11 protein-coding genes and 1 tRNA gene are annotated in these 17,771 nt (G+C 69.6%); 4 read left to right on the forward strand and 8 right to left on the reverse strand.

Annotation, left to right across the window (positions count from 1 at the left end; translation table 11 throughout):
- Nucleotides 1-22 precede the first annotated feature (22 nt).
- From rpsG to H6G99_RS10480, 4 genes are all read right to left on the reverse strand, one after another.
- A complete protein-coding gene (gene rpsG / locus H6G99_RS10465) occupies nt 23-493 on the reverse strand; it encodes a 30S ribosomal protein S7 (RefSeq protein WP_015109449.1) in 471 nt (156 codons plus the stop codon).
- Between the two features lie 62 nt (nt 494-555).
- Nucleotides 556-930, reverse strand: coding sequence for a 30S ribosomal protein S12 (gene rpsL, locus H6G99_RS10470; RefSeq protein ID WP_015109448.1), 375 nt, complete (start codon nt 928-930; stop codon nt 556-558).
- Nucleotides 931-1,026: 96 nt separating this feature from the next.
- Nucleotides 1,027-1,362 (reverse strand): AIR synthase, encoded by a 336-nt coding sequence (locus H6G99_RS10475; protein WP_094585987.1) that lies wholly within the window; start codon nt 1,360-1,362, stop codon nt 1,027-1,029.
- Nucleotides 1,363-1,432: 70 nt separating this feature from the next.
- A complete protein-coding gene (locus H6G99_RS10480; protein WP_190611488.1) occupies nt 1,433-3,289 on the reverse strand; it encodes a phosphodiester glycosidase family protein in 1,857 nt (618 codons plus the stop codon).
- A 231-nt stretch (nt 3,290-3,520) separates the two neighbouring features.
- Between H6G99_RS10480 and gltB the strand changes: the two genes are divergently transcribed.
- Nucleotides 3,521-8,125, forward strand: coding sequence for a glutamate synthase large subunit (gene gltB, locus H6G99_RS10485; protein ID WP_190611489.1), 4,605 nt, complete (start codon nt 3,521-3,523; stop codon nt 8,123-8,125).
- 19 nt (nt 8,126-8,144) lie between these two features.
- On the opposite strand, the gene H6G99_RS10490 is transcribed toward gltB, so the two are convergent.
- Both H6G99_RS10490 and lipA read right to left on the reverse strand, forming a co-directional pair.
- Nucleotides 8,145-8,486 carry a hypothetical protein gene (locus tag H6G99_RS10490; RefSeq protein ID WP_094585989.1) on the reverse strand — a complete coding sequence of 114 codons (342 nt, stop codon included), beginning with the start codon at nt 8,484-8,486 and terminating at the stop codon, nt 8,145-8,147.
- A gap of 53 nt (nt 8,487-8,539) precedes the next feature.
- Nucleotides 8,540-9,436: a lipoyl synthase gene (lipA, locus tag H6G99_RS10495; RefSeq protein WP_353617222.1), complete on the reverse strand. Its 897-nt coding sequence runs from the start codon at nt 9,434-9,436 to the stop codon at nt 8,540-8,542.
- A gap of 82 nt (nt 9,437-9,518) precedes the next feature.
- Between lipA and H6G99_RS10500 the strand changes: the two genes are divergently transcribed.
- Nucleotides 9,519-9,592 (forward strand) — tRNA-Pro (locus tag H6G99_RS10500).
- Between the two features lie 17 nt (nt 9,593-9,609).
- Here H6G99_RS10500 and cobJ read toward each other — a convergent pair.
- Entirely contained in the window at nt 9,610-11,397 is a 1,788-nt protein-coding gene (cobJ, locus tag H6G99_RS10505; protein WP_502707685.1) for a precorrin-3B C(17)-methyltransferase, read from the reverse strand.
- 53 nt (nt 11,398-11,450) lie between these two features.
- Nucleotides 11,451-12,737: a hypothetical protein gene (locus tag H6G99_RS10510; protein WP_353617223.1), complete on the reverse strand. Its 1,287-nt coding sequence runs from the start codon at nt 12,735-12,737 to the stop codon at nt 11,451-11,453.
- Nucleotides 12,738-13,161: 424 nt separating this feature from the next.
- Between H6G99_RS10510 and psaA the strand changes: the two genes are divergently transcribed.
- Nucleotides 13,162-15,465 (forward strand): photosystem I core protein PsaA, encoded by a 2,304-nt coding sequence (gene psaA / locus H6G99_RS10515; RefSeq protein WP_094585993.1) that lies wholly within the window; start codon nt 13,162-13,164, stop codon nt 15,463-15,465.
- Nucleotides 15,466-15,485: 20 nt separating this feature from the next.
- Nucleotides 15,486-17,708 carry a photosystem I core protein PsaB gene (psaB, locus tag H6G99_RS10520; protein ID WP_190611494.1) on the forward strand — a complete coding sequence of 741 codons (2,223 nt, stop codon included), beginning with the start codon at nt 15,486-15,488 and terminating at the stop codon, nt 17,706-17,708.
- Nucleotides 17,709-17,771 lie beyond the last annotated feature (63 nt).

A 17,771-nucleotide genomic window follows, 5' to 3' on the forward strand; every position in this document is an offset into this window, starting at 1 on the left:
GGCATCCGGTTCCCGGGGTCGCTCAGTAGCGGTAGTGGGCGAAAGCCTTGTTGGCCTCGGCCATCTTGTGGGTTTCCTCCCGCTTGCGGACGGCACTGCCGGCCTCGTTGGCCGCGTCCATCAGCTCGCCGGCCAGTTTCTGGGCCATGCTCCGGCCGTTGCGGGCGCGGGAGAAGTTGACCAGCCAGCGCAGCGCCATGGCGGTGCCCCGCTCCTGACGCACTTCCATCGGCACCTGATAGGTGGCGCCGCCGACCCGACGGGCCCGGACCTCCACCAGGGGGGTGGCATTGCGGACCGCCGTCTCGAAAAGGTCGAGGGGATCGGCGCCGGTGCGCTCGTTGATCAGGGTGAAGGCATCGGAAAGGATGCGCTGGGCCGTGGACTTCTTGCCGTGCTTCATCAGCCGGGCCACGATCATCGAGGCCAGACGGCTGTTGAACTGGGGATCCGGGAGAACCGGGCGCTTCTCGGCGGCGTTGCGGCGGGACATGGAACGGAGGGAGAAAAAGCAGGAGGAGGGAGTCGGCCGCGGAGAGCCGGTGGCGCGAAGGCTCAGGCCTTCGGTGTCTTGGCGCCGTACTTGGAGCGGGACTGACGCCGGTCCTTGACCCCGGAGGTGTCGAGGGTGCCGCGGATGATGTGATACCGGACACCGGGCAGATCCTTGACGCGGCCGCCGCGGATCAGAACCACCGAGTGCTCCTGAAGGTTGTGGCCGATGCCGGGGATGTAGGCCGTCACCTCGAAGCCGGAGGTGAGGCGCACGCGGGCCACCTTCCTCAGCGCCGAGTTGGGCTTCTTCGGGGTGGAGGTGTACACCCGGGTGCAGACGCCACGCCGTTCGGGGCAGGCGCGCAGGGCGGGCGACTTCGTCTTGCGGGTGAGACGCTGCCGCTCGGTGCGGATCAGCTGCTGAATAGTGGGCATCGAGGGCCGGGTGCTGCTCGGTGGGGACTTCTGGGTGGACAGGTCGGACGTCCGACCGTATCGACAATCCGACACCTTACTTCGTCGTCGTCCCGCTCAGTTCTCACGGCTGAAGGCGGCGCCGCAGGCGCAGCTGCGCACCCCCGGTCCGGAGCGCACCAGGAACCCGCCGCCGCTGAGGTCGCCCCGGTAGTCGAGCTGGAGGCCCTGAAGCAGGGGCAGCTGGTCGCCGGGGGAATAGAGGGTGATGCCGTCGGCCCGGGCCACGGGGGTGCCGGACAGGTGGCCGGGGCGCAGGCGGATGGCCCAGGCCTCACAGGCGCCCTCCAGCAGCTCCAGGTGCATCAGCCCGGGGGTGCCCGCCACGGCCGCCTGCCGGCAGAGCTCGGCGGCGGCGGCGGCGGTGAGACGGAGGCTGTGGCCCCTGGGCACGGCGAGGCGGCGAATGGGGTGAGTCTGCCAGTGGGGGAGATCTGCCCAGGCCATCAGTCCGTCAAGGCCATCAGTCGGCCAGCGGCCGGCCGGCCGGCCCCAGGCTCGTGGCCGCTCCCCCGCCCCCGATGGGCACCAGGCCCAGGCCGTTGTGCACGGAGCCGGCCACGCCGCGCCCCTTGACCCGGTGGCTGCCGCCCATCACCAGGCCCGTGGAACTGCCCCCGTCGAGGTTGAGGGCATCCACCAGCCCCAACTGCTGCAGCAGCCAGGCGGTTTCGGAGAGGGTGGGCCCGGCGCCCCCCCCGGCGCCCTCCAGGGTCACCAGCCACAGCAGGGTGCCGTCGCTGCCCACCACGGTGCGGGGCGCCCCCTGGCGCAGGAAGGCGGCCCCGAATCCCTCGGCGCCGCCGTTGAGCACGATGCGGCCGTTCTGGAGCAGCAGCGGTCCGCCCCCCATCACGGAGGAGGCATTGCCCACCGGATCGCTCGGCCGGCTCTCGATCCGCAGCCGATCCCCCTCGCCCCAGGGCAGGTCGGCCCCGCCGCGGGCCACCACCAGGGTGTCCTCCGTCCGCAGCGGCACCCCGGCCGCCAGCTCGGCGCTTCCGATCCGGCGCTGCACCGAGCCGCCGCTCAGCAGCAGGCCCGTCTCCGAGCCGGTCAGGGCCTGGTAGAGCCGGCCCCACTCGCCCGTGTAGCGGCTCAGGCCCCGCTGGGCCAGGCCGCTGTTCACGGTCAGCAGTGGCAGGCGCTGGCCGCGGTCATCGCTGATCCATTCCTCCAGCCGCAGGCGGCCGAAGCGGGGCAGGCTGCGGGGTTCCCAGCCCACCACGCCGCGGTTGAGGATCGGCCCGGACAGCCAGCGGCCCTGGTCCCGCAGGGCGCCGAGGGGAAGCCGGCGCACCCGGTTGAAGAAGCCGCCGTTGATCGCCACCAGGGCGTCCTGGCGCTGGGCCAGGGCCGTCAGGGAGCTGAGCCCCGCCATGCCGTCGGGGCGGCTGAGGGTGCGCAGCTCCAGGGGACCGCTGCGCGGATCGATCCGGACGGCGTTGACCAGGAACCGGCTGCCGCCCACGTTGCGCACCTGCTGGTCCCAGCGCAGCTGGGACCCCAGCATCGCCAGCAGCCGCGGATCGATCGGCGCCGGTGCCTCCGGCGCCGTGCCGACGCTGCCGGCGCCCTGGGGCAGGTCGATCACCACCCGGGCCGGATCCCCCAGGGTGAACGTGCGCAGGGGCGCGGCAGCACCGGGCACCGCCAGGGTCAGGTCCGTCCCGTCGCTGCCGCTGCGCAGGCCCCGGGCGGTGAGCAGGGCCAGCTGGTCGGGCCGGCTCAGCAGGGACAGCTGCAGGCCGCCCTCGCTGCTGCGCACCAGGGTGGGGCCATCGAGGTCGAGCACCACCCGCCGGACACCGGCCTGCTCCGAGCTGCGCACCTGGAGCAGCCGGGGCGCCGGCAGGCGCAGATCCAGCCGCTCGCCGCGGCGCTCCACCGTCACGCCCACGTCCAGCAGGAGGGCGGCCACGTCGACGGCCACCTCGTCCGCCAGCGAGCGCTGCTGCGCCGGTGGCACCAGCAGCTCCCGGCCGAACCATTCCAGGGCCAGGGCGCCATCGGGCCGGGAACGGCTGCTGAAGCCCAGCTGGCCTTCGAGCACCTCCAGTGGCAGCCACAGGGCCACCGGCCGGCGCGGGTCATCGCCGCTCCAGCGCCAGGCAGCCTGCTGGCTGCGGCCGTTGAGCGTCAGCCCGGTGCCGCCGACCTCCGCGGCGGAGCCCGCGCGCATCGGCACGGGCCGGCTTGGACGCGGGGCCGCCGGTTCCGGCAGGGGCGGCGGCATGGGCGGCGGCGGTGCCGCCCTGGTGACCGGGTGAGCTCCGATCAGGGCCAGCAGGGCCAGGGTGATCGGGAGAGTCCTGGCCATCGACGACGTCCTGCCTCTTGAGGCATAAATCCTGCCCCTTGAGGCAAAAAGTTAGTCCCATCGCTCCGGGGAAGGGCGGCTGCCTAGGATCGATGGCTCGCCCTGTCGTCGCGGACACGGCTGCTGCACGGGTGACACGGCAGCTCCTCGGCAGACCCTTCCTGCCGGCTTCTTTAGGCTTGTTGTTTTCAAGCCATCTCCAGCTCCGTTTCAGCAGCACCAACCCGGCCTATGTCCTCCTCCGTTCCGCTCTGGCCCCATCGCGACAGCTCGTCCCCAGGCCCTGGAGAAACGGACGCGTGCGGCGTGGGCTTCCTGGCCCACCTCGATGGGGTGGCCAACCACTGGGTTCTCCAGCAGGCCCTGCGGGGCCTCCGCTGCATGGAGCACCGGGGCGGCTGCGGCGGCGATGGTGATTCCGGCGACGGCGCCGGCCTGCTGACCGCCATCCCCTGGAGCTACCTGGAGGCTGTCTGGCCGGCGGCGGCCGCCTCCACGGCGATCGTGCGGGGACTGGGGATGCTGTTCCTGCCGGCGGATCCCGACCGCCGCGACCAGGCCCGCCGGATCTGCGACGAGGAGGCCGAACGCCTCGGTCTCCTCAGCCTCGGCTGGCGGCAGGTCCCCGTGGTTCCCGAGGTGCTCGGTCCCCTGGCGCGGGAGAACGCCCCGGCCATCGAGCAGTGGCTGCTGGCCGCCCCCGATGCGGTGCCCGGCGTCATGGCCGATGTCGACGCCCTCGAATCCCTGCTGTTCCGGCTGCGGCGCCGCGCCGTCGACCGGGTGCGGGAGGTGTGGGGGGCCGACACCACCGACCTCTATTTCGCCTCGATCAGCGCCCGCACCGTCGTCTACAAGGGCATGGTGCGCTCGGAGGTGCTCGACGCCTTCTACACCGACCTCCGGGACGAGCGCTTCAGCGTCGCCTTTGCGGTGTACCACCGCCGCTTCAGCACCAACACCCTGCCCCGCTGGCCCCTGGCCCAGCCGATGCGGCTGCTGGGCCACAACGGTGAGATCAACACCCTGCTGGGCAACATCAACTGGGCCCGGGCCGCCGAATCCCACCTCGAGGCCGTCTGGGGCGATGCCGCCCGGGATCTGCGGCCCCTGGTCAACGCCGCCTTCAGCGATTCGGCCAACCTCGACGCCACCCTCGAGCTGATGGTGCGCAGCGGCCGGCCGATCACCGACAGCCTGCTGACCCTGGTGCCGGAGGCCTTCCGCGACCAGCCCGAACTCGACGAACGGCCGGCGATCAAGGCCTTCTACGAATACAGCGCCTGCCTGCAGGAGCCCTGGGACGGTCCGGCCCTGCTGGTCTTCAGCGACGGCCGCATGGTGGGGGCCACCCTCGACCGCAATGGCCTGCGGCCGGCCCGCTACTGCATCACCAGCGACGGCTACGTGGTGATGGGCTCGGAAACGGGCGTGGTCGAACTGGAGGAATCCCGGATCATCGAAAAGGGGCGCCTCGGCCCCGGCCAGATGCTGGCCGTCGACCTGGAGCAGCACCGGCTGCTGCGCAACTGGGATGTGAAGGAGGAGACGGCGGCGCGCCTCCCCTACGCCGGCTGGCTGCTCGACCATCGCCGCAGCCTGTCGCCCGGCGTCTGGGAGCAGGAACGCACCCGGGGCGAACTGGAGCTTCTCCAGCAGCAGACCGCCTTCGGCTTCACCGCCGAGGACCTGGATCTGGTGATCGAGGACATGGCCGGCCAGGGCAAGGAGCCCACCTACTGCATGGGGGACGACATCCCCCTGGCGGTGCTCTCCGCCAAGCCCCACCTTCTTTACGACTACTTCAAGCAGCGCTTCGCCCAGGTCACCAACCCCCCCATCGACCCGCTGCGCGAGAAGCTGGTCATGAGCCTGGAGATGCACCTGGGTCGGCGCGGTTCCGCCCTGCGGCCCGATGCCTCCGGCGCCGCCGTGCTGCACCTCACCACCCCGGTGCTCAACGAGGCTGAACTGGAGGATCTCGGCTCCCACGGCCTCGGTCTCACCACCCTCTCCACGCTCCTGACGGTGTCCAGCGGACCCGACGGGCTGGAGCAGGCGCTGCATCGGCTCTGCTTCGAGGCGGAGGCCGCCGTGCGCAGCGGCTCCCAGATCCTGGTCCTTTCCGACCGGGCCGATGGCGGCATCAGCGCGGGCACCACGGCCATCCCTCCCCTGCTGGGGGTGGGGGCCGTGCACCACCATCTGCTGCGGCTCGGCCTGCGCCTGCAGTGCTCCCTGGTGGTGGACACCGCCCAGTGCTGGAGCACCCACCACCTCGCCTGCCTGATCGGCTACGGCGCCAGCGCGGTCTGCCCGTGGCTCACCTGGGAGACCACCCGCCACTGGCTGGCCCATCCCCGCACCCAGTCGATGATCGAGCGGGGCAAGCTCCCCCGCCTCGATGCCGACACGGCCCAGGCCAACGTGCGCAAGGCCATGGAGGAGGGGCTGCGCAAGATCCTCTCCAAGATCGGCATCTCGCTGCTGGCCAGCTACCACGGCGCCCAGATCTTCGAGGCCATCGGCATCGGCGCCGATCTGATCGATCTGGCCTTCACCGGCACCACCAGCCGCGTCTCCGGCCTCAGCCTGCAGGATCTGGCCAGCGAAACCCTGGCCTTCCACGCCAAGGCCTACCCGGAGCTGAACCGCACCAAGCTGGAGTTCATGGGCTTCGTGCAGTACCGCACCGGCGGGGAGTTCCACCTCAACAACCCGGACATGTCCAAGGCCCTGCACGCCGCCGTGGCGGCGGGCCCCGGCTACGACCACTTCACCACCTACCGCACCCTGCTGGAGAACCGCCCGGTCACGGCGCTGCGGGATCTGCTTGAGCTGCGCCCGGCCCCGACGCCCCTGCCGATCGAGCAGGTGGAGAGCGTCGAAAGCATCTGCAGCCGCTTCTGCACCGGCGGCATGAGCCTGGGGGCCCTCTCCAGGGAGGCCCACGAGGTGCTGGCGGTGGCGATGAACCGCATCGGCGGCAAGAGCAACTGCGGCGAGGGCGGCGAGGACCCGGCCCGCTACCACCCCCTCCACGACGTCGACGGTGAGGGCCATTCGCCCACCCTCCCCACCCTGCGCGGTCTCCGCAACGGTGACAGCGCCTGTTCCGCCATCAAGCAGATCGCTTCGGGTCGCTTCGGCGTCACCCCGGCCTACCTGCGCAGCGGCCAGCAGCTGGAGATCAAGGTGGCCCAGGGCGCCAAGCCCGGCGAGGGCGGCCAGCTGCCCGGCCCCAAGGTGGACACCTACATCGCCTGGCTGCGCAACAGCAAGCCCGGCGTGGCGCTGATCTCACCGCCGCCGCACCACGACATCTATTCGATCGAGGACCTGGCCCAGCTGATCCATGACCTGCACCAGGTGAACCCCGCCGCCCGGGTCTCGGTGAAGCTGGTGGCCGAGATCGGCATCGGCACGATCGCCGCCGGTGTGGCCAAGGCCAATGCCGACGTGATCCAGATCTCCGGCCATGACGGCGGCACCGGAGCCTCGCCGCTGAGTTCGATCAAGCATGCCGGCAGCCCCTGGGAGCTGGGGCTCACGGAGGTGCACCGCAGCCTGCTGGAGAACGGCCTGCGGGACCGGGTGCTGCTGCGGGCCGACGGCGGCCTCAAGAGCGGCTGGGACGTGCTGATCGCCGCCCTGCTGGGGGCCGAGGAATTCGGCTTCGGCTCGGTGGCCATGATCGCCGAGGGCTGCATCATGGCCCGCGTCTGCCACACCAACAACTGCCCGGTGGGAGTCGCCACCCAGAAGGAGGCCCTGCGCAAGCGCTTCACCGGCCTGCCCGAGCACGTCGTCAACTTCTTCGTCTTCGTGGCCGAGGAGGTGCGCCAGCTGCTGAGCGTGCTGGGCGTGGCCAGGCTCGAGGATCTGATCGGCCGCACCGATCTGCTGGCGCCCCGCGCCATCGGTCTCACCAAGACCAGCGCCCTGGATCTCTCCTGCCTGCTGGATCCGATCCCCGCCGCCGCCGACCGCGCCTGGCTGCGCCACGACGACGAGGCCCACGGCAATGGTCCGGTGCTCGAGGACGGGCTGCTTGCCGACCCGGAGGTGCGCGCGGCGATCGAGAGCCACGGGCAGGTGGCGCGCCAGCTGGCGATCGTCAACACCGACCGCAGCGTGGGGGCCCGACTCTCCGGAGAGATCGCTGCTTTGCACGGCAACACCGGCTTCCAGGGGGGCCTCGCCCTCACCTTCCACGGCGCCGCCGGCCAGAGCTTCGGCGCCTTCGTGCTCCAGGGCATGGACCTGCGCCTGGTGGGCGAGGCCAACGACTACGTCGGCAAGGGCCTCAACGGCGGTCGCATCACCGTGGTGCCCCCGGCCGCGGTCCGTGACCCCGGTGACCAGGTGATCCTCGGCAACACCTGCCTCTACGGCGCCACGGGCGGGGAGCTGTTCGCCCTCGGTCGGGCCGGTGAGCGCTTTGCCGTGCGCAACAGCGGCGCCCGCACCGTGGTGGAGGGCGTCGGTGACCACTGCTGCGAGTACATGACCGGCGGCGTGGTGGTGGTGCTGGGCAGCACTGGCCGCAACGTGGCCGCCGGCATGACCGGCGGTGTGGCCTTCCTGCTCGACGAAACCGGAGGCCTGGCGGCCCGGCTCAATCCCGAGTCGGTGGCGCTGGTGCCCCTCACCACCCCCGAGCAGGAGGGGCTGCTGCTGCCGTTGCTGGAGGCCCATCTCCAGGCCACCGGCAGCGCCAGGGCGGCGGCGATCCTGGCCGACTGGCCCACCTGGAAGACTCGCTTCCGGGTGCTGGTGCCCCCCAGCGAGACGGCCACGGTGGGTCTGGCCCAGCGGGAGGCCGTGGCGGCCTGAGCGGGTCTGGCGCTCAGGCTCAGAAGTCGTCGTAGACCTTCTGGAAGGCCGCGAAGGTGTCGTCGTTGTTCATGCCGGCCACGGCGATCGACGCGGCACCCAGGTGGGTGCTGCAGCTGATCGACAGGGCCATCGGCAGGCTGGCGTGGTCGGCGTACACCGAGCGGCTCTTGCCGGTGCCGACCACCTGGACGTCCTCGCTGAAGCCGTTCTTGCTCGCCACCTTCTTGGCGGTGTCCACGCAGGCCATCAGGTCGTTCACGCCCAGCACCACGTCCGAGTAGACGTGCGGCACCGCCAGGGCCGGCTCAGCCGGTGCAAGCAGGGCCAGCAGCAGGCCGAAGGAGGCGAGTTTGCTCATGACCGGACCGTGGGGCTGCGGGATTCTCATCCTGCCCCGGAGTCCGGTTCGGCTCAGCGCGGATGCTCCTGCATCAGGCGGCGCACCTCGCCGGCGTGGTAGCTGCTGCGGGTGAGCGGACTGCTCACCACCTGGAGGAAGCCGAGGTCGCCTTCCCCGTGACGGCGGAAGCTCTCGAACACCTCCGGCGACGCGAAGCGCTGGACCGGCAGATGTTTCGGGCCGGGGGAGAGGTACTGGCCGATGGTGACGATGTCGACGGCGTGGGCACGCAGATCGGTCATCACGGCGCGGACCTCGTCGTCGCTTTCGCCCAGGCCCACCATCAGCCCTGACTTGGTGTAAGTGCGCGGCCAGCCCTCCCGTACCCGGCGCAGCAGTTCCAGCGAGCGCTCGTAGACCCCCTGGGGCCGCACCTGCCGGTAGAGCCGGGGCACGGTCTCGATGTTGTGGTTGAGCACCTCCGGCGCCGCCGCCATCACCGACGCCAGGGCCTCCCAGGCGCCGCACAGATCGGGCAGCAGGATCTCGATCGTGGTGAAGGGGGACGTGCGGCGCACGGCCTCGATGCAGGCCACGAACTGGCTGGCGCCGCCGTCGGCCAGGTCGTCCCGGTTGACCGAGGTGATCACCACATGGCTCAGGCCCATGCGTCGCACCGCCTCCCCGAGGCGCTCGGGCTCGGTGGGGTCCAGCGCCCGCACGCTGCGGTCGAAGTCGATGTCGCAGTAGGGGCAGGCCCGGGTGCAGCCCGGCCCCATGATCAGGAAGGTGGCGGTGCCGCCGGCGAAACACTCGCCGATGTTCGGGCAGCTGGCCTCCTGGCAGACCGTGTTGAGCTTGAGGTCGACCAGCAGATCAGCCACCGCCCCGATCCGCTCCCGCTGCGGCGCCTTGACCCTCAGCCAGGGCGGCTTGGCGGGGGCGGGCCGGGGGTCGCTGACGGTCACGGGCATCGCTGGGCTGTGCGGACTGTAGGGACGCCGGTCACGGTGGCCGGTCGCCGCGGGCCATCCCCTAAAGTCTGGCCATCGGGATGTGGCGCAGCTTGGTAGCGCACTTCGTTCGGGACGAAGGGGCCGCAGGTTCGAATCCTGTCATCCCGATTTTTTTCTTCTGACTCTCAGGCCAGAGCGGCTCCCGGATAGCCCCGCGGGGTGACCATGCGGCCGTCCTGGACACGGGTGGAGCTGTTGCCCACCAGCACTAGGGTGAGCATGTCCACCTGGTCCTCGGGCAGGGTGCCCAGGGTGTGGAGGCTGAGCGCCTCTTCGGCGCGCCCCAGCTGGCGGGCCAGAAGCACCGGCGTGCTGGCCGGCCGGCCCTCCCCCAGCAGTTCGATGGCGCGCCCAAGCTGCCACGGCCTGCCGAGGGAGCGGGGGTTGTAGAGGGCCACGACGAAATCGCCGCTGGCGGCACCCTTCAGCCGCCGTTCGATCACCTCCCAGGGGGTGAGGCGGTCGCTGAGGCTGATGGTGCAGAAGTCGTGCATCAGCGGGGCACCGGCCCGGGCGGCGGCCAGCTGCAGGGCCGAGAGCCCCGGATGCACCGTGAAGGCAGGACGGTCGAGGACCGGCAGCTGCAGCCAGAGCTCCAGGGCCAGGCCCGCCATGCCGTAGATGCCGCTGTCCCCGGAGGAGATCAGGGCCACGTCGAGGCCCTGGCGGGCCAGGTCGAGGGCCTCGGCGCAGCGGGCCCGCTCCTCCGTCAGACGGCCTTCGCGGCGCAGCTGGTCGGGGCGCCGCAGGGGTTCCAGCAGATCGAGGTAGAGCCCGTAGCCCACCCACACCGTCGTGGAGGCCAGGGCCCGGCGGGCATCGCCGCTGAGCAGATCGATCGGGCCCGGACCGCTGCCCACCAGATGCAGGCTGCCCCGCTGCGGGGCCCACTGGCGATCGGCCAGGGCCACCGCCAGGGTGGCGGCACCCCGCTCCCCGCTGGCGGCCCGCCCGATCCGCTTCTCCACCAGCAGCCGGGGCGCGGTTCCGTCCTGGTCCGTCCCGGCCAGCTCCGTCAGCGGCCGGCCCGCCTCCCCTGCCGCCTGCAGGGCGGCGGCTTCGGCCACGCTGGGCGTGCCCATCTCCCGCGCCACCGCCTCCGAGGGATGGGGCACGGCGACCGCCGCCAGGGTGGCGGCGTCATAAAGGCGCAGGGGCCAGCCGTGCTGCGCCGCCAGGGCCAGCAGGGCGGGCTCATCCCCCTTGCGATCGATGCTTCCCAGGCCCGCCACGGCCTCCCGGGCCAGTCCCTGCTGCTCCAGGCCTTCCGCCACCAGCCGTTCCAGCACGGGCAGGCTCGTGTCCCGCTCGCAGCCGATGCCCAGCCAGAGGCTGGGGGGATGCCAGCGGCAGCCCGCGCCGCTGCGGGGCCCGATCACCAGGGCCGCCCTGCCTTGCTGGCTGCTCTCGTCCTGGCTGCCGTCGTCGTCGCCGCTGACGTTGGCCTCCAGCTCCTGCCACAGCGTGCTGCCCCCCTCCTGGCGCAGGAAGGGGCGGCGACCGCCGGCCGCCTCCACCATCAGCTCTCTCCAGTCGCCGGTGCCGAGGCGCCAGCCCCAGGCCTGGCCGAAGGCATCCAGGGGCAGCCGGCCCAGGCCGGCGCCGGCACCGGTGAGCACGGCCTGGCCACCGACCAGGGCGGCGATCTCCTCGGCGAGGCGGTCGCCGCCGGCGCCATGGCCCCCCAGCAGGGGCACCACGAAGCGGCCCCTGGGGTCCACCACCAGTACGGCCGGATCGCTCTGCTTGTCACCGATCAGGGGGGCGATCAGCCGGGTCACCAGTCCGCAGGCCCCGACGGCCACCACCGCGTCAGCGCTCCCCCAGTGCCGCGCCAGCCAGGGGGCGGAGGCCTCCTCCTCCGGGCCCCGCACCACGGCCAGCAGACCGGCCTGGCGCAGCCGCTGCAGCATCGCTGCGGCCGTCGGGCCGAAGCCGAGGCCGATGTGTCGCCGCGTCGTGTCGCTCAAGGCGTCACCCCCCCGTCGAGGGCGGCCAGGTCCTGGCTGTCCGGGGAGTCCTCTGGGCCGGTCTCCACGCTGCCATCCGCTGCCCTGTCAGCTGCTGGGATGCCGTCCGCCATCGGGCTTCCCTGCGGGGCCGGCACCTCCGCCTGGCCCGGGAGTCCCGGGTCGCTGTCCGGGCCCCCAGCCTCACCGGCCATGGCCAGCGGCGGCAGCGGCTCGGGCTGCGGCTCCTGCGGCGGCGCCGGTTCCGGCATCGCCGTGGCCTCCGGCTCCAGGGTCCCTTCGGATTCCGCCGCCTGCTCCGGCTCTGGCTCCGCCTCCGGCTCAGGGGCGGCCGGCGGCGGGGCCTCGCCCAGCAGGATGGCCAGCTCCGAGGCGGTGAGCCGCCCCTTCTGCCAGCGGGGCGGTTCGGCGCCGGGCTCCAGGATCACCTCACCCACCAGGCTGTTGAAGGGAGGGTTGAGGGGCTCGCCCAGGCCATCGAGCAGGTCGAGCTGGACCGCATTGCTGCCGGTGCGCCAGCCCTCCAGCCACAGGGGCGTCTGGCGATCCACCAGGAAGCTGTCCCCGTTGATGCTGACCCGCAGCCGCCAGCTGGCATCGCCGCTGCGCAGGTTCTGCAGCGGGGCCTCCAGCAGCAGCCAGTCGAGCAGCAGCGGTGTGCCGGCCGCCGTGCCGCGGGGGCTGACGGCGATCAGCTGGGGGCTGCCCGGGGCGGGTTGGCCGAGGGTATTGGCCGCGACCCTGTGCAGCCGGATCTGGCGCTGGGCACCGGGGTCCTTCACCGCTTCACCCCAGGGCCTGGCGGCGTAGACCGTGAGCCGATGGCTGCCGGGTTCCAGCGGCCGCATCGTGGTGGAGGTGGCGGTCAGCGGCAGGGGGTCATCCCCATCCAGCTGCACCACCAGGTGGGGGCCGAGGCCGAGGGGGCCGGCATCCACCAGGGGCCAGTCCTCCACCCGCAGCTTCAGGGTCCAGGGACCGGCCGGCAGCAGGGCGCCATCGGCGGGCGAGACAATCTCCACCCGGGGGCGCCGCGTCTCCAGGGCCTCCTGCAGCTGCTGCACCGCCAGGGGCGGGGCCACCTCCTGCTGGCTGGAACGTCCCATGGCGGGTGTGGCCGGGGCCGCGGCGCTCGGGCGGCGGCCCGGCAGGGAGAAGGCGAGGGCGGCCGGGGGGGCCAGGGTGAACACCAGCAGCAGGGCGGCCGCCAGCAGGCCGGCTCGGCAGACGTACCTACGGACCGACCGTCCCGCGGCTCCACGCCCCTCTCCCCTGTCGCCCACGCGCGCTCCGTCATTCGTGGAGCCATTCTGCTTCGGGGGCCGAAGAGGGGTAATCGGCTGTTGAAATCGCTGCAAAATGCAGCAAGGGGTTATAGAAACCCCGCAGTTTTCCTGATTGTTACGTTGTTGACAACATGTCGCCAGACCGCAGTCGCAGCCTTGGAACCGCCGGGATTAAACCTTTGTAACTGGCGGCCGATTCGCCTTGTTTTCGACCCCTATACTTCCGCCAGCGGTCCCCTTTCGGGGCCCAAAGCCCCAGTCGTGGCAAGGGATTTCTCCCCCATCTCGACTGGTGCCCATGGTCGGGGCTTCCCGGCCATGGGGCCCACCGATGGGGCCGGGACGGTCGCATGACCTGTCCCCGGCGTCCGTCGAAGGGGTGGACCCTCCACCTCGACCCCGTCCCTCGAGGAACGTCTCGATGACCATCAGCCCACCAGAGCGTGGGAAAACGGCGAAGGACATGGTTGACCGGAACCCCGTTCCCGTCGACTTCGATGTTCTCGGCAAGCCCGGGCACTTCGATCGCTCCCTCGCCAAAGGTCCCAAAACCACCACCTGGATTTGGAACCTCCACGCCAACGCTCACGATTTCGACAGCCACACGAGCGATCTTGAAGAGGTCTCCCGGAAGATCTTCAGCGCTCACTTCGGCCATCTGGCCGTCATCTTCATCTGGCTGAGCGGCGCCTTCTACCACGGAGCCCGCTTCTCCAACTACACCGGCTGGCTGGCCGACCCCCTGCACGTCAAACCCAGTGCCCAGGTGGTCTGGCCGATCTTCGGCCAGGAAATTCTCAATGGCGATGTGGGTGCCGGCTTCCACGGCATTCAGATCACCTCCGGCCTCTTCCATGTGTGGAGAGCCTGGGGGTTCACCAACGAGTTCCAGCTCCTCTGCACCGCCATCGGTGCCCTGGTGATGGCCGGCCTCATGCTCAACGCAGGGGTCTTCCACTACCACAAGGCAGCTCCGAAGCTGGAGTGGTTCCAGAACGTTGAGTCCATGCTCAACCACCACCTGGCCGGTCTGCTCGGGCTCGGGTCCCTGTCCTGGACAGGCCACCTGCTGCACGTGTCGCTGCCCACCACCCAGCTGATGGACGCCATCGACGCCGGCAACCCGCTGGTGCTCAACGGCAAGACCATCGCTTCGGTGGCCGACATCCCGCTCCCCCACGAGTTCCTCAACCAGGATCTGCTGACCCAGTTGTTCCCTGGCTTCGGCGCGGGGATCTCCGCCTTCTTCACCGGCAACTGGGCCGCCTACAGCGATTTCCTCACCTTCAAGGGTGGTCTGAATCCTGTGACCGGCAGCCTCTGGATGACCGACATCGCGCATCACCACCTGGCGATCGCGGTGCTGTTCATCGTGGCTGGCCACATGTACCGCACCAACTGGGGCATCGGCCACAGCATCAAGGAAATTCTCGAGGGTCAGAAGGGCGATCCCCTGCTGTTCCCCGCGCCCAAAGGACACGATGGGCTCTATGAATTCCTGACCACCTCCTGGCACGCCCAGCTGGGTCTCAACCTGGCGCTGTTCGGTTCGCTCACGATCATCGTGGCGCACCACATGTATGCGATGCCTCCGTATCCCTACATCGGTATCGACTACCCGACCCAGCTGTCGCTGTTCACCCACCACATGTGGATCGGCGGCTTCCTGATCGTCGGAGCCGGTGCCCATGCGGCCATCGCACTCATCCGCGACTACGACCCGGCCAAGAACATCGACAACGTGCTGGATCGGGTGCTGAAAGCCCGTGACGCCCTGATCAGCCACCTCAACTGGGTGTGCATTTTCCTGGGCTTCCACAGCTTCGGCCTCTACATCCACAACGACACCATGAGTGCCCTGGGTCGTCCCCAGGACATGTTCAGCGACACCGCGATCCAGCTGAAGCCCGTCTTCGCGCAATGGATCCAGGGCCTGCACGCCGCTGCCGCCGGCACCACCGCACCCAATGCGCTGGCCGGTGTGAGTGAAGTGTTCAACGGCGCTGTCGTCGCCGTCGGCGGCAAGGTTGCCGCTGCGCCGATCCCCCTGGGAACGGCGGACTTCATGGTCCACCACATCCACGCCTTCACGATCCACGTCACCGTGCTGATCCTGCTGAAGGGTGTGCTCTACGCGCGCAGCTCCCGCCTCGTCCCCGACAAGGCGAACCTGGGCTTCCGCTTCCCCTGCGACGGCCCCGGCCGTGGCGGTACCTGTCAGGTGTCGGCCTGGGACCACGTGTTCCTCGGCCTGTTCTGGATGTACAACTCCCTGTCGATCGTCATTTTCCACTTCAGCTGGAAGATGCAGAGCGACGTGTGGGGCACCGTCAATGCCGACGGCAGCGTCCAGCACATCACCAACGGCAACTTCGCCCAGGGCGCCATCACCATCAATGGTTGGCTCCGGGACTTCCTCTGGGCTCAGGCCGCCCAGGTGCTGAACAGCTACGGCTCGTCCTCCAGTGCCTACGGTCTGATGTTCCTGGGTGCCCACTTCGTCTGGGCCTTCAGCCTCATGTTCCTCTTCAGCGGCCGCGGCTACTGGCAGGAACTGATCGAGTCCATCGTCTGGGCTCACAACAAGCTGAAGGTGGCTCCCGCCATCCAACCGCGGGCGCTTTCCATCACCCAAGGCCGTGCCGTCGGTGTCGCCCATTACCTGCTGGGCGGTATCGCGACCACCTGGGCCTTCTTCCTGTCCCGACTCATCGCGGTCGGCTGACCTCCACCTGACCTTTCCCAATGGCAACGAAATTTCCTTCGTTCAGCCAGGGTCTGGCACAGGACCCGACAACCCGCCGTATCTGGTACGGCATCGCCACGGCTCACGACTTCGAGAGCCATGACGGAATGACGGAGGAGCGGCTTTACCAAAAGCTGTTCTCCACCCACTTCGGTCACCTGGCGATCATCGGCCTCTGGGTTTCGGGCAACCTGTTCCATATCGCCTGGCAGGGCAACTTCGAGCAGTGGGTCGCCGATCCGCTGCACGTCCGTCCCATCGCTCACGCGATCTGGGATCCCCACTTCGGCCAGGGCGCCATCGACGCCTTCACCCAGGCGGGCGCCTCCTCTCCGGTGAACATCGCCTACTCCGGTCTGTACCACTGGTGGTACACGATCGGTATGACGACCAACATGGAGCTCTACCAGGGTTCCATCTTCATGCTGATCCTCTCGGCATGGGCCCTGTTCGCCGGCTGGCTCCATCTCCAGCCCAAGTTCCTGCCTTCCCTGGCCTGGTTCAAGAACGCTGAATCGCGGCTCAACCATCACCTGGCTGTGCTGTTTGGCTTCAGCTCCATCGCCTGGACCGGTCACCTGGTCCACGTCGCCATCCCTGAGTCCCGGGGACAGCACGTCGGGTGGGACAACTTCCTCTCGGTCGCTCCCCATCCCGCCGGTCTGGCTCCGTTCTTCACCGGCAACTGGGGCGTCTATGCCCAGAACCCCGACACCGCCAACCAGGTGTTCGGGACCTCTGAGGGAGCAGGCACCGCGATCCTCACCTTCCTGGGTGGTTTCCACCCCCAGACCGAAGCGCTGTGGCTCACGGACATCGCCCACCACCACCTGGCCATCGGCTGCATCTTCGTGATCGCCGGCCACATGTACCGGACGAACTTCGGTATCGGCCACTCGATCCGCGAGATCCTCGACGCCCACAACCCCCCCAAGGGCACCCCTGGTGACCTGGGCGCCGGCCACAAGGGCCTCTACGACACCGTCAACAACTCCCTCCACTTCCAGCTGGGCCTCGCCCTGGCTGCCCTGGGAGTCGTGACCAGCCTGGTGGCGCAGCACATGTACGCGCTGCCGTCCTATGCGTTCATCGCCAAGGACTACACCACCCAGGCGGCCCTCTACACGCACCACCAGTACATCGCCATCTTCCTGATGTGCGGTGCCTTCGCCCACGGTGCGATCTTCTTCATCCGTGACTACGACCCGGAAGCCAACAAGGACAACGTCCTTGCCCGGATGCTTGAGCACAAGGAAGCCCTCATCAGCCACCTGAGCTGGGTCTCCCTGTTCCTCGGCTTCCACACCCTGGGTCTCTACGTCCACAACGACGTGGTGGTCGCCTTCGGTACCCCCGAGAAGCAGATCCTCATCGAGCCGGTGTTCGCCCAGTTCGTCCAGGCCTCCAGTGGCAAAGCCCTCTACGGCATGGATGTGCTGCTCGCCAATGCCGACAGCATCGCCTCCACGGCGTGGCCCAACAACGGCGCCGTCTGGCTGCCGGGCTGGCTGGATGCCATCAACTCGGGAAGCAATTCCCTGTTCCTGCAGATCGGTCCTGGCGACTTTCTCGTGCACCACGCCATCGCGCTGGGTCTGCACACCACCACCCTGATCCTGGTGAAGGGTGCCCTGGATGCCCGGGGTTCCAAGCTGATGCCCGATAAAAAGGACTTCGGCTACTCCTTCCCCTGCGACGGCCCCGGCCGTGGCGGCACCTGCGACATCTCGGCCTGGGACGCCTTCTATCTGGCTGTCTTCTGGGCCCTGAACACCGTGGGTTGGGTCACCTTCTACTGGCACTGGAAGCACCTCGCCATCTGGCAGGGCAACGTGGCCCAGTTCAACGAATCCAGCACCTATCTTATGGGCTGGTTCCGTGACTACCTGTGGCTCAACAGCTCCCAGCTGATCAACGGGTACAACCCGATGGGGTCCAACAACCTGGCCGTCTGGGCCTGGATGTTCCTCTTCGGTCACCTGGTGTGGGCCACTGGCTTCATGTTCCTGATCTCCTGGCGGGGTTACTGGCAGGAGCTGATCGAGACCATCGTCTGGGCGCATCAGCGCACGCCTCTCGCCAACCTGGTGGGCTGGCGCGACAAGCCCGTCGCTCTCTCGATCGTTCAGGCCCGTGTGGTGGGTCTCGCCCACTTCACGATCGGCTACATCCTCACGTACGCGGCCTTCCTGATCGCGTCCACGTCAGGCAAGTTCGGCTGAGCCTCCGGCTCCCGAATCCCGTCAACGCCCCTTCTCGAATCTTCGAGGGACACCCAGACCCCC

This window comes from Synechococcus sp. FACHB-909, assembly GCF_014698945.1.
Classification (GTDB): domain Bacteria; phylum Cyanobacteriota; class Cyanobacteriia; order PCC-6307; family Cyanobiaceae; genus Cyanobium.

What these genes read in the sequence shown, in the direction of transcription:
- rpsG (WP_015109449.1), bottom strand. Translation starts at nt 493, where the DNA reads ATGTCCCGCCGCAACGCCGCCGAGAAGCGCCCGGTTCTCCCGGATCCC.
- rpsL (WP_015109448.1), bottom strand. Translation starts at nt 930, where the DNA reads ATGCCCACTATTCAGCAGCTGATCCGCACCGAGCGGCAGCGTCTCACC.
- H6G99_RS10480 (WP_190611488.1), bottom strand. Translation starts at nt 3,289, where the DNA reads ATGGCCAGGACTCTCCCGATCACCCTGGCCCTGCTGGCCCTGATCGGA.
- gltB (WP_190611489.1), top strand. Translation starts at nt 3,521, where the DNA reads ATGTCCTCCTCCGTTCCGCTCTGGCCCCATCGCGACAGCTCGTCCCCA.
- H6G99_RS10490 (WP_094585989.1), bottom strand. Translation starts at nt 8,486, where the DNA reads ATGAGCAAACTCGCCTCCTTCGGCCTGCTGCTGGCCCTGCTTGCACCG.
- cobJ (WP_502707685.1), bottom strand. Translation starts at nt 11,397, where the DNA reads ATGCTGCAGCGGCTGCGCCAGGCCGGTCTGCTGGCCGTGGTGCGGGGC.
- psaA (WP_094585993.1), top strand. Translation starts at nt 13,162, where the DNA reads ATGACCATCAGCCCACCAGAGCGTGGGAAAACGGCGAAGGACATGGTT.
- psaB (WP_190611494.1), top strand. Translation starts at nt 15,486, where the DNA reads ATGGCAACGAAATTTCCTTCGTTCAGCCAGGGTCTGGCACAGGACCCG.